A 14,339-nucleotide genomic window follows, 5' to 3' on the forward strand; every position below is an offset into this window, starting at 1 on the left:
CCATCGATACGGTGCTGCCGACAGCCACCATCGTGGTGGCCGACAATTCGCTGAAAATCGGTGAAACGTCGCTGGTGACCATTACCTTCAGCGAAGCGGTCAGCGGTTTCAGCAACGCCGACCTGACCATCGCCAACGGCACGCTGAGCGCCGTCAGCAGCAGCGACGGCGGCATCACCTGGACCGCCACCTTCACGCCGACCGTCAGCATTACCGACGCGACCAACCTGATCACCCTGGATAACAGCGGTGTGCAAAATGCTTCGGGCAATGCCGGTAGCGGCACCACCGATTCCAACAACTACGCGATCGACACCGTGCGGCCTACGGCAACCATCGTGGTCGCGGATGCGGCGCTGGGGGTAGGGCAAACATCGGTGGTGACCATCACGTTCTCCGAGGCGGTGACCGGTTTTACCACGGCCGACCTGACGGTGAGCAACGGTACCCTGAGCAGTCTGAGCACCAGCGATAACATCACCTGGACCGCCACCTTGACGCCGACGGCGAGCATCACCGATTCGACCAACCTGATCACCCTCGACAACACCGGGGTCCTGGATGGGGCCGGAAACGCGGGTGCCGGCACCACGGATTCGAATAATTACGCAATCGACAGCCAACGGCCGACCGCCACTATCGTGTTGAGCGACACGACCCTGAAACCGGGGGAGACGGCGCTGGTGACCATCACCTTCAGTGAAGCGGTGACAGGTTTTGACAACAGTGATTTGAGCGTCGCCAACGGCACCTTGAGCGCGGTCAGCAGCAGCGACGGTGGCATCACCTGGACCGCGACCTTCACCCCGACTATCGGGATTACCGACGCCAGCAACATCATCACGCTGAACAACAGCGGCGTCTCGGACCTGGCCGGCAATACCGGGGCAGGCACCACCAACTCGGCCAATTATGTGGTGGAAACCGAGGTGCCGACCGCCACCATCGTAGTTGCCGACAATGCCCTCAAGGCCGGTGAAACCTCGCTGGTCACTATCACCTTCAGCGAAGCAGTCAGCGGTTTCAGCAACGCCGACCTGACCGTTGCCAACGGCACCCTCAGTAACGTTTCGTCCAGCGATGGCGGCGTGACCTGGACCGCGACCTTCACGCCTACGGTCAGTGTGACAGACACCACCAACCTGATCAGCCTGGACAACAGTGGAGTAACCAACGCTTCGGGCAACAGTGGCGTCGGCGTGACCAATTCCAACAACTACGCGATCGACACCGCTCGCCCGACCGCGACCATTGTGGTCGCGGACAATAAACTGGGCATCGGCGAGACCACCACGGTGACCATTACCTTCAGCGAAGCGGTGTCCGGTTTCGACCTGTCGGACCTCAGCGTGGCCAATGGCGTGCTGTCCAACCTTGCCAGCAGCAACGGCGGTGTGACCTGGACTGCCACGCTCACGCCGACCGCGAGCCTTAATGATGCGACCAACCTGATCATACTCGACACCGGCAATGTGCTCGACGCCGCGGGCAATGCCGGCGCCAGCATCGCCATCTCCAACAACTACGCGCTGGATGCGACCCGCCCGACCGTCACCATTGTGGTTGCCAACCCGAACCTGAGCATTGGCCAGACGACACTGGTGACTTTCACCTTCAGCGAGGCGGTCAGCGACTTCGATTTGTCGGACTTGAGCGTTACCAATGGCGAGCTGACCAACCTGGCCAGCAGCGACGGCGGCAAGACCTGGACCGGGACCTTCACACCCACCGCGAACATCACCGATCCGAGTAACTTCATTGCGCTGGACACCAGCAATGTGACGGACCTGGCGGGCAACGTGGGCGCCAGCGTCGCTGTATCCAATAACTACGCGATTGATACCGCTCCGGCGCCGCCCCTGGTTTTGACACCGGTGGTCGTAGTCGATCAACCGAACGTGCCATTGCAACCGATCATCTTCACCCCACCCACTGGCGATCTTGGCTCGCCGCTGACGTTTGCCCCGCTGTTTGAACAACGGGTGATAGGCAATGGCATTCGGCCTCTGGGCGACATTTTCATGAACCACGGGGCGCTGGCGCCAAGTTTTATCGCGCAGGTATTCAGCAGCAGTGAGAGCGGTGGCGATGGCTCAGGCCAAGGCTTCCTGGGTTTTGGCGGGGGCGATGGCGGGGTCTTCGGCAGCAGCACTCTGTCGAGTCTGTTCAATCAGGACACCAGTAGCGAGGGGGATTCGCTGAACACCTTCGGTAATCAGTCAATCAGGGCGGGGGATGTTTCCCAAGGGCTGCGTGGCGTGTTTGGCGCACCGACTCTTGGCCAACAATTGCAACAACTCAAAGACACCGAGCAACGGCAGGTCGAAAGCCTGGCCGCAGCTTTGCAACAGGTCGGCATCAGCGAAATGCAGGCCTGAAAAAAACATTAAAGCAGTGAGGCACCGGGGGCTCCAAGGATGAAGAGAAGTCAGAAGTTGTTCGGCGCCAGCCTGCTGGCGCTGGCGATCAGCGGATGTGCAGTCACCAGTGAACCGATCGAACGCAGCGTCAGCCAACAGCGCGCCAAAAGCGATCTGCAAAAGATGTACACGGGTCAGGAGCCCCTCAGCGGCCCACTGACCCTGCACCAGGCCATGGCCCGCGCGGTGAAGTACAACCTCGAAGGCCGGCTCAAGATCATGGAAGAGGCCTTGGCCAAGCGCCAACTCGACCTCGCCAGTTTCGACATGTTGCCGCGTATGGCGCTGGATGCCGGTTACGTGGGGCGTAACAACGTCAACGCATCCAGCAGTCAGAGCGTGCTCACCGGCACCCAGTCCCTGGAACCGTCGACCTCCCAGGACCGCGACCGTGAAGTGGCGGACCTGACCATGGTCTGGAACGTGCTCGACTTCGGTGTCAGTTACATCAGCGCCAAACAGCAGGGCGACCAGCGGCTGATCGTGCAGGAGCGCCGGCGCAAGGTGATCAATACCATCGTCCAGGACGTACGCTCGGCCTATTGGCGAGCCATGGCCGCCGAACGTTTGCTCAAGCAAATCGACAGCCTGATGGCCCGGGTCGAAACCGCCCGCAACAATAGCCAGAGCATGAGCGAGCAGCGTATCGGCGATCCGATTCAGGCGTTGGGTTATCAGCGCTCGCTGATCGAAGCCACTCGGCAACTGGAAGAGCAACGCCGCGCGCTGTCGCTGGCGAAAACCGAACTGGCGACCCTGATCAACCTGCCTCCGAGCACCGAGCTGACGCTGGCGACCCAGGACGACTACGTCATTCCGGAACTCAAAGTCGACCTCGCCAGCCTGGAACAGGAAGCCCTGACCAGTCGGCCAGAGTTGCGTGAGCAGGATTACCAGACCCGCATCAGCGCCGCCGAAACCCGCAAAGCCATGCTGCGCCTGCTGCCGGGGCTGGAGTTTTCCGCCGGTGGGCATTACGACAGCAACTCGTTTCTGGTGGAGCAGGGCTGGGCGGATTACGGGGTGAAAGTCACCTGGAACCTGTTCAATGTGATTTCCGCACCCGCCGCGATCGACGTTGCCAAGGCTGGTGAAGAAGTCGCCACGGCGCGCCGGCAGGCGATGTCGATTGCCGTACTGGCGCAGCTTTACGTGGCCAACGCCAACTATCGCGAGGCGATGCGGCAGTTCAAGACCAATCAGCAACTGTCAGACATCGATGGGCAAATCGTCGGCCAACTGCGCAATCGCTATCAGGCGGCCGGGCTGGGCGAACTGGATCTGATCCAGGGCGAGCTGAACACGTTGCAGGCCGATCTGCGTCGCGACCTGTCTTACGCTGACTTGCGCAACGCTTATGGGCAAATCTTCGCCAGCGCCGGTCTCGATCCGCTGCCGGACGAGGTGCAATCGACGCAAGTCCAGTCCATCGCCACCGCCCTGGCCAATCGCGAAGAGGCGTGGGCGGCGGGAAACATCTCAGTGCCGGTGGCCCATGCTCCGGTCCAGTAACCTGCTGGCGCCGACGGCGAGCATCAGCCGTGTCCAACGGGAGACCCGCAACGGCCATCGTGGCGCGGCGATTCTGCTGACCGGTTTACCGGCCGCGGGCAAGTCGACATTGGCCCAGGCACTGCACGTCGAGTTGTTCGAACACGGCGTGCAAAGTGTGGTGCTTGATGGCGACGGATTGCGGGTGGGGCTCAATCGCGACCTGGGGTTCAGCGACAGCGATCGCCTGGAAAACATCCGCCGCGCCAGCGAACTCGCGGCGCTGTTGGTGGACAACGGGCAGATCGTGATCCTCGCGATGATCGCGCCCTTGGTGGAGTTGCGTGAATTGTTCGTCCAACGGTTGGGCGAGGACTACCGCGAAGTCTGGTGCAGCGCCTCGTTGGCGGTGTGTGAGCAGCGTGATCCCAAAGGTCATTACGCCCGTGCTCGACGGGGTGAGTTGGCGGGGTTTACCGGTATTTCGGCGCCGTATGAACCACCGCCGTGCGCGTCGCTGGTGCTCGACACGGGCGCGCAGTCGGTCGAGGCCTGTCTCGACCGTTTGCTGACCTGGCTCGGCGAGTGCGCGGTGCTGCCGAAACGATGAGTCGGCCGGCCTTCTCCCGCTTGCCGGTAACGGTGGATTTGCCGTTGCTGTTGCAGGCGCTGGGGGCGATTGGCGAGGACGACTGGCACAGCCACTTCAATAGCGATTATTACGCGGGCGACTGGAGTGGCGTGGCGCTGATTTCCGCCGCCGATGCCTTGACTGAGCTATCGCCCGGTCGCGGCGAAACTCTTTTGCGTGAGCCCTGGCGGCGGGACGTTCGATGGCAGCAAGGGCTGCGGGATCTGCCGCTGCAGATCGTTTGCGCGCGCCTGTTGCGGCTCGGCCCGGGCGGGCGCATTCACGAGCATCGCGACTATGACCTGGGCGAGCCGGACGCTGATTTGCGTCTGCACATTCCGCTGCTCAGCCCACCCCAAGTGGACTTCCTGCTGGATGGCCAACGCATGCCGATGACCGCTGGCGAATGCTGGTATCTCGATTTGTCGCGGCCGCATCGCGTGGACAATCACGATACCCAGGCACGGGTTCATCTGGTACTCGATTGCCGGCCCGGTGCCTGGCTGGAGCAGGCGATTATCGACGGTGTATCGACCACGCCGCCGCCCGGTGTCGCTGATGGGGCTTTGCTCCAGTTTCAGCGTTTAGTGGCCAGTGATTCGCAGCTTTCGAAGACGTTGCAGGGCTTGCCGGACACCGAAGCTTTTATCACCCGCACTCTGGAACTGGCGGCTGGGCGAGGCTTGCTGTTCACCCGTGAAGAACTGCGCGCAGCGATGCGCGACGGTCGCCGCCAATGGAATGAACAATGGAGCGCCTGAACCTCGAAGGCTGGTTGCCGATTCGTGTCTGGCAAGAGGCCGGGCAATGGCAAGTCGACTGGTGCTGGTTCGGTGACACGCGGCTGCATCAACCGTTTTTTCGTGACGCCGTAGAGGATGCGCTGCGGCTGCCGTTCAATCAGGCGTTTCGCCGCACAACTGGATTGTTGACCCTCGCGGACTGGCAGGTTTGCAGCCCTGGTCTGACGCCGAGTGCGTTTATCTTTCACGCCTCGCGCTGCGGCTCGACGCTGATCAGCCAGATGCTCGCCCGCCTCGATAACCACATTGTCATCAGCGAACCGCCGCCGCTGGATGCGCTGCTGCGCAGTGATTTACCCGCCGTCGAGCGCCGTGCCGCCATCAAAGGGTTGTTGTCTGCCTATGGCCAGCGTCGGCTCGGTTCGGAGCAACGACTGGTCATTAAGCTCGATGCCTGGAACATCACTGAATTGCCTGTGTTGCACGAGTGTTTTCCCGAAACGCCTTGGTTGTTTGTGTACCGCGATCCGCTGGAAATCGCCGTTTCGCATCTGCGTCGTCCGGGCATGCACATGGTGCCGGGGATGATCGGGGCGAGCGGGCTGGACGACGAATTGCCGTTCGATAGCCGTGAGGATTACATCGCCCGGCGGGTGGGACGGTTGCTGGCGTCGGGGTTGGCGCAATGCCGGGCGTTTGGCGGCCAGGCGGTGAACTACAGCGAACTGCCACAGGCCATGGCGGGGCGATTGGCTGAGTTTTTCGGGTTGGATGAATTGCAGCGTGAGCAAGTGTTCGCGGCAGTGGGGCAGCATGCCAAACAGCCGTCGGACGTGTTTGTTGGTGACAGCGATGACAAGCGTCGCGAGGCCACGGCCCTGTTGCTCGAGCGGGTAGAGCGTTGGGCGCGAGCGCCGTATGAGGCGCTAGTTGCCAAGTCATGTATCGACGGCCCTGACGCCATCGCGAGCAAGCCCGCTCCCACAGTAGTCCTGGGGTGCACACAGCATTTGTGAACGCCCAAGATCAAATGTGGGAGCGGGCTTGCTCGCGAAAGCGATCTTCAATTCACCACAAATCTACCGAGCTAAACCTTGGCCCGAGCCTGCATCTGTGACTTCTCCCAATGATCCAGCGAGTAGGAAGGCTGCGATCTGTTCAAGGCTTGGACGACAAATCCGCCATCCCCTTGAGCAATTCGATCGGCAGCGGAAAGACGATGGTCGAACTCTTGTCCCCGGCGATCGAACTCAGCGTCTGCATGTAACGCAGTTGCATGGCCCCCGGCTGGCGGCCGAGCATTTCGGCGGCCTGCATGAGTTTTTCCGAGGCCTGCAATTCACCTTCGGCGTGGATCACCTTGGCCCGACGTTCCCGTTCGGCTTCGGCCTGTTTGGCGATGGCGCGAATCATCGATTCGTTGAGGTCCACGTGCTTGATCTCGACGTTGGCCACCTTGATGCCCCAGGCATCGGTCTGCGCATCGAGTACTTGCTGGATATCGACGTTCAGCCGTTCCCGTTCGGCCAGCAGTTCATCGAGTTCATGTTTACCGAGCACCGCTCGCAACGTGGTCTGGGCCAGTTGGCTGGTGGCCATGAGAAAGTCTTCGACCTGAATGATCGCCCTTTGCGGATCGAGCACGCGGAAATACAACACTGCATTGACCTTGACCGAAACGTTGTCCCGGGTGATCACGTCTTGCGGCGGTACGTCGAGCACCACGGTACGCAGGTCGACGCGAACCATTTGCTGGACCACCGGAATCAGCAGGATCAGGCCAGGGCCCTTGACCTGCCAGAAGCGCCCGAGTTGGAACACCACGCCGCGTTCGTACTCGCGCAGGATGCGGAAGGTCGACCCCGCCAGTGCAATCAGCAATAACAGGAGCGCGGCAAAACCCAGTTGCAGACCCATGACTATTCTCCGCCATCATTGTTCATGCGGGCGCCGCGTCAGCCGCGACCACTTCCAGCAGTAAACCCTTGCGTGCCACCACCCGGACCTGCTGGCCCGGTTGCAGCGGTGTTTCGCTCATTACTTGCCATTGCTCGCCTTGCAGGTGCACCCAGCCGATAAAGGCATTACCAGCCTGCAACGACGTTATCGGCGTCACGCTGCCCAGTAATTCGTCGTCGCCGCTGACGTTGCGGCGCGGTCGGGTTTTCAAGGCGCGGATCAGCAGGAACGTCAGCAGCAGTGCGCTAATCAGCCCCAAGCCGATCATCAAGGGAACGGGGACTTCGGCATTGGTCAGAATCACCGCGCCAATCACAAACATTACAAGACCGCCCAGACCGACCACGCCGTAATTGGGCAAGGCCGCCTCGGCGATCAGAAACGCAATGCCGAACGTGATCAGCCAGAGCCCGATGGGATCGGGAACCAGCACCACGAGAGTATCCGCCGCGAAAACCGATCCGCTCAAGGCCAGCAGCAGCGCAATTGCCCAGCAACGAGTGTTCACTTGACCCTCCGGGAGAGTCATCCGTCCGCGAGCCGTTTGTGGCTCTGGGTACAAGTCTAGTTGAGCCTGTAGTTGTATGAATTTTGACCAGTGTCGACAGCGTCCGACGGGCGGATTTCCCGCCGGATCCCACCAGCGGGCCTAGACTTTTAAGGGAGACAAAAGTTAACCATCGTCCGCGATTCGTTGCTGCGGACACCGAGGTGCATCATGCGTATGGCAAAAACCGTGCAGAACAGCCTGGACAAGGCCCACTGCGAATATGACATCGTTTCCCACCCGCACTCGGCCAGCAGCCTTGAAACGGCTCGGCTCGCGGGCATCCCTGCCGAACGGGTCGCCAAATCGGTGATCCTCGACGACCGCCACGGGCATTACTTGATGGCCGTGCTGCCCGCCAGCCGTCACCTGGACCTGAGCAAAGTCCGTGGCAGCAGCGAATGGCAAGTCACCCGTGAAAGCAACCTGCCGCACCTGTTCGACGATTGCGAACGCGGCGCCGTGCCTGCATTGGGCGAATCCTACGGGATGGACATGGTCATCGACCCACAGCTGACCCGGCAGAAAGACATCTACCTGGAAGCCGGCAACCACAACAACCTGGTACACATGAGCGTGCCGGAATTCTTGAAAATGGTGCCGCATGCCGAAGTGTGCGAGTTGAGTCTTTCGGCATAACAGTCGCCCCGACTGACGTAATCGCGGGCAACCCTCGTCTCTACATCCCTGTAGGAGCGAGGCTTGCCCGCGAATAGCCGCACCGCGGTTACCCATCCAATACGCGATCACGAAGGAACCAGACATGGAATCCCCCACCCACAGCCTCCCGTCCCTGTTCAAACAACTCGGCCTGCCGGACGACGCCGAAAGCATCGATAAATTCATCGCCACCCATTCACCGCTCAAACCCGAACTGCACCTTGCCGACGCGTTCTTCTGGAGCGAGAGCCAGGCAGAACTGCTGCGTCAGGAGATTCTGGATGATGCTGATTGGGCTGAGGTGGTGGATCAGCTGGATGTAATGCTGAGAAAGGGGCGGGGGGTGTAAAAAACGACACGAAAAACCTCGTCACAGGTTTCTTCTGGGCCTCAAAAACCTGGTTGAAGTAGCTTCCATGGCTACAAATCCGGAGATGAGACTGACTTATGCAATGTGTTTTGGCCGAAAGGATCATCAGCATCTCCGAGCTTGCAAAAAACGTGGGTGCTGCCATGCGGGATACACAAGCTGGACCTATCGCGGTACTGGATAACGATCGAATCACGGCGTATCTGGTTTCGGCAGATCTCTATGAAGCAATGCTGGAGCGCCTGGATGATTTCGACCTTGCGATTCTCATACGCGCTCGCAGTCAGGAAATTGCCGAACCAATCAGTCTTGATGATCTGTGAAAAATCATCTGCCAGCATGAGAATTGTTTCAAAACTTGACCAACTTTCCCCTCGAATGCCATATTGATAGTTAGCAAACTAACAGTGTGTGTATTCCCTCGTGCCGAACCTCGCCGCTCTCCAGATGAACATCAGCAGCTCCATGGTGGTGGCCGCCCGGCATTGGCGGAAGATCTGTCAGACCACGCTGGTCAACTATGGAATCTCCGAAGCCTGCGCCGTGCCGTTGTTGATGATCGGGCGTTTGGGCGAGGGTGTGCGGCAGGTGACGGTCGCGCAGGCGGCGGGGATGGAGAGTCCGTCACTGGTGCGGCTGCTGGATCAGTTGTGCCATGCCGGTTACGTTTGCCGGACCGAAGACGTCCATGACCGACGCGCCAAGTGCCTGAGCCTGACCGAGACCGGTCGCGAGTTGGTGCAAGCGGTCGAAATCGAGTTGGTGCGCTTGCGCCATGAAGTGCTCGAAGGGATCGACCAGGGTGATCTGGAAGCGGCGCTGCGGGTATTGCGAGCCTTCGAAGCGGCCAACCATCCAGCGGTGGCTCAGCCTTGAGCGGATTTTTCACCGGCGTACCCCCGGCGCGGGACTGGTTCTACGGTGTGCGCACGTTCGCGGCATCGATGATCGCGCTGTACATCGCCATGCTCATGCAAATGCCCCGTCCGTATTGGGCGATGGCCACGGTGTATATCGTTTCCAGTCCTTTCGTCGGCCCTACCAGCTCCAAGGCGTTGTACCGCGCCGTTGGCACTTTGCTCGGTGCGGCGGCGGCGGTTTTTTTTGTGCCGATGTTCGTGCAGAGCCCTTATGTGCTGGTGGTGGTCATCGCGCTGTGGACCGGGATTTTGCTGTTCCTGTCCTTGCACCTGCGCACCGCCAACAGCTACGCCTTGATGCTCGCCGGTTACACCTTGCCGCTGATCGCATTGCCGGTGGTGGATAACCCGCTGGCGGTGTGGGACGTGGCCGAGGCGCGCACTGAAGAGATCTTCCTCGGCATCGCCTGCGCGGCGGTGGTCGGCGCCATGTTCTGGCCACGGCGGCTGGCGCCGGTGTTCAACGATTCGGTGAGTAAATGGTTCGCCGATGCCTCGACCTACAGCCTGCGCTTCCTCAGTCGCAACGTGCAGCCGGACGAAGTCAGCGCCTTGCGTTCATCGATGGTGGCGAACTTCAACAGCCTGGAATTGATGATCGGTCAATTGCCCCACGAGGGCGCGCGACCGCAAACGGTGCGTAATACCAAGGAACTGCGCGGGCGAATGATTCATTTGCTGCCGGTGATCGACGACCTCGACGATGCGCTTTACGCCCTCGAGCGGCGCACGCCGGAGCTTGTGGATAAGTTCGCGCCGCTGCTGGCCGCGACCACCGAATGGCTCGATCACAAAGACGCTGACCTCGAACGCTGGCAGGCCCTGAAAAACCGGCTCGAAGCGCTGCAACCGAGTGCCGAGGCGCTGGACGACCGCAAGCAGTTGTTGTTCTCCAACGCCCTGTATCGCCTCGGCGAATGGATCGATGTGTGGCAAGACTGCCGCAGCCTGCAATACGCCATCCAGTGCGATAGCCAGGACAGTTGGCGCGCGGTGTATCGGCACTGGCGCCTCGGTCGGCTGTCGCCGTTTCTCGACCGTGGGTTGATGCTCTATTCGGCGGCGTCCACGGTCACCGCCATTATCGTTGCCTCGGTGCTGTGGATTCTGCTCGGTTGGACTGACGGCGGCAGCGCGGTGATCCTGGCGGCGGTGGCGTGCAGTTTCTTCGCGTCGATGGACGACCCGGCGCCGCAGATCTACCGGTTCTTTTTCTGGACCGCGATGTCGGTGCTGTTCGCCAGCCTTTATCTGTTTCTGATCCTGCCGAACCTGCATGACTTCCCGATGCTGGTGCTGGCGTTCGCCATCCCGTTCATCTGCGTCGGCACCCTGACGGTGCAGCCGCGTTTTTATCTGGGCATGCTGCTGACCATCGTCAACACCTCGTCTTTCATCAGCATTCAAGGTGCCTACGACGCGGATTTTCTCAGCTTCGCCAACTCCAACCTGGCCGGGCCCATGGGTTTACTGTTCGCTTTCATCTGGACCCTGATCGCCCGGCCATTCGGTGCGGAACTGGCGGCCAAACGCCTGACCCGTTTCAGCTGGCGCGACATCGTCAGCCTGACCGCGCCGGCTTCATTGGCCGAACACCGGCAATTGGGCGTGCAGATCCTCGATCGCCTGATGCAGCACTTGCCGCGGCTGGCCATGACCGGCCAGGACACCGGGATCGCCCTGCGGGAAGTGCGCGTGGCGTTGAATCTTCTCGACCTGCTGGCTTATACGCCGCGTGTGGTTGGCGTGCCGCAGGTGCTGTTGCAGCAAGTGGTGGCCGAAGTCGGCGAGTACTTCAAGGCCTGTCTCAAGGCGGGCGAACGTCTGCCGGCGCCCGGCCCGTTGCTGATGACCCTCGATCGCACCCGTCGCGCCCTCGGCGGCCAACGTGATGACCAAACCCGTCTGCACCTGCTGCATGCCTTGAGCGGCCTGCGTCTGGCGCTGTTGCCGGGGGTCGAATTTGTCGGCACGGGCGAACGTGAAGAACCGCTTCCCCATGGCATCGATGGAGCGCCTTTATGATCGGTGATCTGGATATCAGCGGGGTGTTCCTGCCCACGTTGCTGGTGCTGATGGGCATTACTTACGTGTTGTACCTGTTGGTGCACGGGTTGCTGACGCGCCTGCACTTTTACCGTCTGGTCTGGCACCGGGCATTGTTCAACGTGGCTCTCTACGCCGTGCTGCTCGGCGCCGTGGACTCACTCAGTCGATACCTGATGACATGAAAAAACCTTTTTTGACCCTCGGCCGCGTGGTCCTGACGCTGTTGATCGTGACCTTCGCCGTTGTCGTGGTCTGGCGCATGGTCATGTATTACATGTTCGCGCCCTGGACCCGAGACGGGCACATCCGCGCCGACATCGTGCAGATCGCCCCGGACGTCTCCGGGCTGATCCAGCAAGTGGAGGTGCGCGATAACCAGTGGGTGAAACGCGGCCAGGTGCTGTTCAGCATTGATCAGGACCGTTTCAAACTGGCGCTGCGCCAGGCGAAAGCAGCGGTGGCCGACCGCCAGGAAACCCTGGCCCAGGCCCAGCGCGAGGCCAAGCGTAACCGTGGCCTCGGCAATCTGGTCCCGGCTGAACAACTGGAAGAAAGCCAGTCCCGTGTCGCCCGCGCCGAAGTTGCATTAATGGAGGCGCAGGTGACGGTGGACAGCGCTCAGCTCAACCTCGACCGTTCAGTGATTCGCAGCCCGGTGGATGGCTACGTCAACGACCGTGCGCCGCGTTCCCAGGAGTTCGTCACCGCCGGGCGGCCGGTGTTGTCGGTGGTGGACAGCAATTCCTTCCACATCGACGGCTATTTCGAAGAAACCAAACTGGACGGCATTCATGTCGGCCAAGGCGTCGACATTAGGGTGGTCGGCGACCGTGCCCGCCTGCGCGGGCACGTGGAAAGCATCGTCGCCGGCATCGAAGACCGCGACCGCAGCAGTGGCAGCAATCTGTTGCCCAACGTCAATCCGGCGTTCAGCTGGGTGCGGCTGGCGCAGCGAATTCCGGTGCGAATCGCCTTCGACGAGGTGCCGGCGGATTTCCGCATGATTGCCGGCCGTACGGCCACGGTGTCGATCATTGGCGAGCAAACCCGGGAGCCGGCGAAATGAGCAGGGCGTCGGGTTTGGCGGTTGCCGGATTAGGCTTGCTGCTGTCGGCCTGTCAGGTGGTCGGGCCGGATTATCATTTGCCGGACGAGGCTGCCGTGCACCGTGAAGATTTTCAGGGCGATCTGGCGGTGAACGGTAAAAATGTCATCTCGGCACCGGTGCCCAGTGATTGGTGGCGGCTGTATCAGGATCCGCGTCTGGACCAATTGGTGCAGCAGGCCATGGCCTCCAACACCGATTTGCGGGTGGCGGCGGCGAATCTTTCGCGGGCTCGCGCCCAGGTCGACGAAGCGCAGGCAGCGGGCGGTTGGAGCGGTGGCGTGAAGGTCGGCGCCCAGCGTTTGCAGGAATCCGGCGAGGCGTTCTTGCTACCGGAGAAAGTGCCGGTGGCCAACGTTGGTGACATCGGCATCACCACCTCGTATCAGTTCGACCTGTTCGGCACCTTGCAGCGCGGTATTGAAGCGGCCAAAGCCAATGCCGATGCGACCCAGGCGGCAGCGGATACCGCGCGGATCACACTGGTGGCCGATGTGGTGCGGGCTTACACCCAGGTTTGTGCGGCCAATGAAGAACGGGAAATCGCCCAGCATTCCCTCGATCTGCAAGCCCAGAGCACCACGCTGACCCAGCGCTTGCGCGATGCCGGGCGCGGCGATGAAACCCAGGTCACCCGTTCGCAAACCCAATTCAAATCCTTGCGCGCCGATATGCCGCGTTATGAAGCGGCGCGTCAGGCCGGGTTGTTCCGTTTGTCGATGCTGCTGGCCAAACCGGTCGAGCAATTGCCGTCGGGCACCAGCGACTGCGCCGAGTTGCCAAAAATTACGCAATTGTTGCCGGTGGGTGACGGCGCCACGCTGCTCAAGCGTCGACCCGACGTGCGGCAGGCCGAGCGCAGATTGGCGGCCGCGACCGCCGGCATCGGCATTGCAACCGGCGAGTTGTACCCGGACATCAGCATCGGCGCGAGCATTGGCACGGTCGGCATTCTGGAAAACCTCGGCAAACCATCGACCAATCGCTGGGGCTTCGGCCCGTTGCTGAGCTGGACCGTGCCATCCAACGGCTCCCGCGCGCGGATCCGTGAGGCCGAAGCCGCGACCCAAGGCGCGCTGGCGCATTTCGATGGCGTGGTACTCAACGCCATTCGTGAGACTCAGACCGGGCTGGCGCAATATGCAGCGCAACTTCAACGCCGCGATGCGTTGGCTGACGCCGAGCAATCGGCGCAACTGGCGGCAGACCAGACCCACCGCTTCTTCCAGGCCGGTCGCGCGTCGTTTTTGGCGGACCTGCAAGCCACCCGCACCTACACCGATGTACGGGCGCAACTGGCCTCGGCCAACACCCAAGTCGCCATGAGCCAGATCGATTTGTTCCTCGCTTTGGGTGGCGGCTGGGAAAGCGGACGAACGCAAGGCTCACAACCCGGCAAACCCTGAGGCCGTTGCTATGCTTTGATTTGATGGGGGCGCGCGGC

Annotated in this window: 15 protein-coding genes; 13 read left to right on the forward strand and 2 right to left on the reverse strand. The window is 61.3% G+C overall.

What is annotated here, in order from left to right; all coding sequences use genetic code 11:
- The 5 genes from PMI30_RS16090 to PMI30_RS16070 all read left to right on the forward strand — a co-directional run.
- Nucleotides 1-2,378, forward strand: a 2,378-nt coding sequence (locus PMI30_RS16090) for an Ig-like domain-containing protein (protein ID WP_032835382.1), incomplete at its 5' end; no start/stop codon positions are given.
- A gap of 39 nt (nt 2,379-2,417) precedes the next feature.
- Complete coding sequence (locus PMI30_RS16085; RefSeq protein WP_008009512.1) at nt 2,418-3,932, forward strand: TolC family protein; 1,515 nt, start codon at nt 2,418-2,420, stop codon at nt 3,930-3,932.
- Nucleotides 3,916-4,521 (forward strand): adenylyl-sulfate kinase, encoded by a 606-nt coding sequence (gene cysC / locus PMI30_RS16080; protein WP_008009514.1) that lies wholly within the window; start codon nt 3,916-3,918, stop codon nt 4,519-4,521. The genes PMI30_RS16085 and cysC overlap by 17 nt, the downstream gene beginning before the upstream one ends.
- On the forward strand, nt 4,518-5,303 hold the full coding sequence (locus PMI30_RS16075; protein ID WP_008009517.1) for an aspartyl/asparaginyl beta-hydroxylase domain-containing protein: 786 nt from the start codon (nt 4,518-4,520) through the stop codon (nt 5,301-5,303). Before cysC ends, PMI30_RS16075 begins: the two co-directional genes overlap by 4 nt.
- Entirely contained in the window at nt 5,291-6,301 is a 1,011-nt protein-coding gene (locus PMI30_RS16070) for a sulfotransferase family protein (RefSeq protein WP_008009519.1), read from the forward strand. Before PMI30_RS16075 ends, PMI30_RS16070 begins: the two co-directional genes overlap by 13 nt.
- A gap of 142 nt (nt 6,302-6,443) precedes the next feature.
- Here the strand turns inward: PMI30_RS16070 and PMI30_RS16065 are convergent, their stop codons facing one another.
- Both PMI30_RS16065 and PMI30_RS16060 read right to left on the reverse strand, forming a co-directional pair.
- Nucleotides 6,444-7,202, reverse strand: a complete 759-nt coding sequence (locus PMI30_RS16065; protein WP_008009522.1) for a slipin family protein — start codon at nt 7,200-7,202, stop codon at nt 6,444-6,446.
- Between the two features lie 22 nt (nt 7,203-7,224).
- On the reverse strand, nt 7,225-7,752 hold the full coding sequence (locus PMI30_RS16060; RefSeq protein ID WP_008009523.1) for an NfeD family protein: 528 nt from the start codon (nt 7,750-7,752) through the stop codon (nt 7,225-7,227).
- A 210-nt stretch (nt 7,753-7,962) separates the two neighbouring features.
- On the opposite strand from PMI30_RS16060, the gene PMI30_RS16055 reads away from it, so the two are divergent.
- The 8 genes from PMI30_RS16055 (at nt 7,963) to PMI30_RS16020 (ending at nt 14,301) form a co-directional block, all read left to right on the forward strand.
- The gene (locus tag PMI30_RS16055) at nt 7,963-8,430 is read left to right on the forward strand and encodes an aminoacyl-tRNA deacylase (protein WP_007899556.1); all 468 of its coding nucleotides are present in this window, start codon (nt 7,963-7,965) and stop codon (nt 8,428-8,430) included.
- A 124-nt stretch (nt 8,431-8,554) separates the two neighbouring features.
- Nucleotides 8,555-8,800, forward strand: a complete 246-nt coding sequence (locus tag PMI30_RS16050; RefSeq protein WP_008009525.1) for a DUF2789 domain-containing protein — start codon at nt 8,555-8,557, stop codon at nt 8,798-8,800.
- Nucleotides 8,801-8,898: 98 nt separating this feature from the next.
- Nucleotides 8,899-9,144: a type II toxin-antitoxin system Phd/YefM family antitoxin gene (locus PMI30_RS16045; RefSeq protein ID WP_008009528.1), complete on the forward strand. Its 246-nt coding sequence runs from the start codon at nt 8,899-8,901 to the stop codon at nt 9,142-9,144.
- Nucleotides 9,145-9,268: 124 nt separating this feature from the next.
- Nucleotides 9,269-9,697: a MarR family winged helix-turn-helix transcriptional regulator gene (locus tag PMI30_RS16040; protein WP_008009530.1), complete on the forward strand. Its 429-nt coding sequence runs from the start codon at nt 9,269-9,271 to the stop codon at nt 9,695-9,697.
- Nucleotides 9,694-11,766 (forward strand): FUSC family protein, encoded by a 2,073-nt coding sequence (locus PMI30_RS16035; RefSeq protein WP_008009532.1) that lies wholly within the window; start codon nt 9,694-9,696, stop codon nt 11,764-11,766. The genes PMI30_RS16040 and PMI30_RS16035 overlap by 4 nt, the downstream gene beginning before the upstream one ends.
- Nucleotides 11,763-11,972, forward strand: a complete 210-nt coding sequence (locus tag PMI30_RS16030; protein ID WP_007899582.1) for a DUF1656 domain-containing protein — start codon at nt 11,763-11,765, stop codon at nt 11,970-11,972. The genes PMI30_RS16035 and PMI30_RS16030 overlap by 4 nt, the downstream gene beginning before the upstream one ends.
- Nucleotides 11,969-12,856, forward strand: a complete 888-nt coding sequence (locus PMI30_RS16025) for an efflux RND transporter periplasmic adaptor subunit (protein ID WP_008009534.1) — start codon at nt 11,969-11,971, stop codon at nt 12,854-12,856. The genes PMI30_RS16030 and PMI30_RS16025 overlap by 4 nt, the downstream gene beginning before the upstream one ends.
- Nucleotides 12,853-14,301, forward strand: a complete 1,449-nt coding sequence (locus tag PMI30_RS16020) for an efflux transporter outer membrane subunit (RefSeq protein WP_008009536.1) — start codon at nt 12,853-12,855, stop codon at nt 14,299-14,301. The genes PMI30_RS16025 and PMI30_RS16020 overlap by 4 nt, the downstream gene beginning before the upstream one ends.
- Nucleotides 14,302-14,339: the final 38 nt, after the last annotated feature.

The sequence above is a fragment of the Pseudomonas sp. GM50 genome, assembly GCF_000282375.1.
In the GTDB taxonomy this organism is placed as follows: Bacteria; Pseudomonadota; Gammaproteobacteria; order Pseudomonadales; family Pseudomonadaceae; genus Aquipseudomonas.

What these genes read in the sequence shown, in the direction of transcription:
- PMI30_RS16050 (WP_008009525.1), top strand. Translation starts at nt 8,555, where the DNA reads ATGGAATCCCCCACCCACAGCCTCCCGTCCCTGTTCAAACAACTCGGC.
- PMI30_RS16085 (WP_008009512.1), top strand. Translation starts at nt 2,418, where the DNA reads ATGAAGAGAAGTCAGAAGTTGTTCGGCGCCAGCCTGCTGGCGCTGGCG.
- PMI30_RS16045 (WP_008009528.1), top strand. Translation starts at nt 8,899, where the DNA reads ATGCAATGTGTTTTGGCCGAAAGGATCATCAGCATCTCCGAGCTTGCA.
- PMI30_RS16020 (WP_008009536.1), top strand. Translation starts at nt 12,853, where the DNA reads ATGAGCAGGGCGTCGGGTTTGGCGGTTGCCGGATTAGGCTTGCTGCTG.
- PMI30_RS16025 (WP_008009534.1), top strand. Translation starts at nt 11,969, where the DNA reads ATGAAAAAACCTTTTTTGACCCTCGGCCGCGTGGTCCTGACGCTGTTG.
- PMI30_RS16055 (WP_007899556.1), top strand. Translation starts at nt 7,963, where the DNA reads ATGCGTATGGCAAAAACCGTGCAGAACAGCCTGGACAAGGCCCACTGC.
- PMI30_RS16075 (WP_008009517.1), top strand. Translation starts at nt 4,518, where the DNA reads ATGAGTCGGCCGGCCTTCTCCCGCTTGCCGGTAACGGTGGATTTGCCG.
- cysC (WP_008009514.1), top strand. Translation starts at nt 3,916, where the DNA reads ATGCTCCGGTCCAGTAACCTGCTGGCGCCGACGGCGAGCATCAGCCGT.
- PMI30_RS16040 (WP_008009530.1), top strand. Translation starts at nt 9,269, where the DNA reads ATGAACATCAGCAGCTCCATGGTGGTGGCCGCCCGGCATTGGCGGAAG.
- PMI30_RS16065 (WP_008009522.1), bottom strand. Translation starts at nt 7,202, where the DNA reads ATGGGTCTGCAACTGGGTTTTGCCGCGCTCCTGTTATTGCTGATTGCA.
- PMI30_RS16070 (WP_008009519.1), top strand. Translation starts at nt 5,291, where the DNA reads ATGGAGCGCCTGAACCTCGAAGGCTGGTTGCCGATTCGTGTCTGGCAA.
- PMI30_RS16030 (WP_007899582.1), top strand. Translation starts at nt 11,763, where the DNA reads ATGATCGGTGATCTGGATATCAGCGGGGTGTTCCTGCCCACGTTGCTG.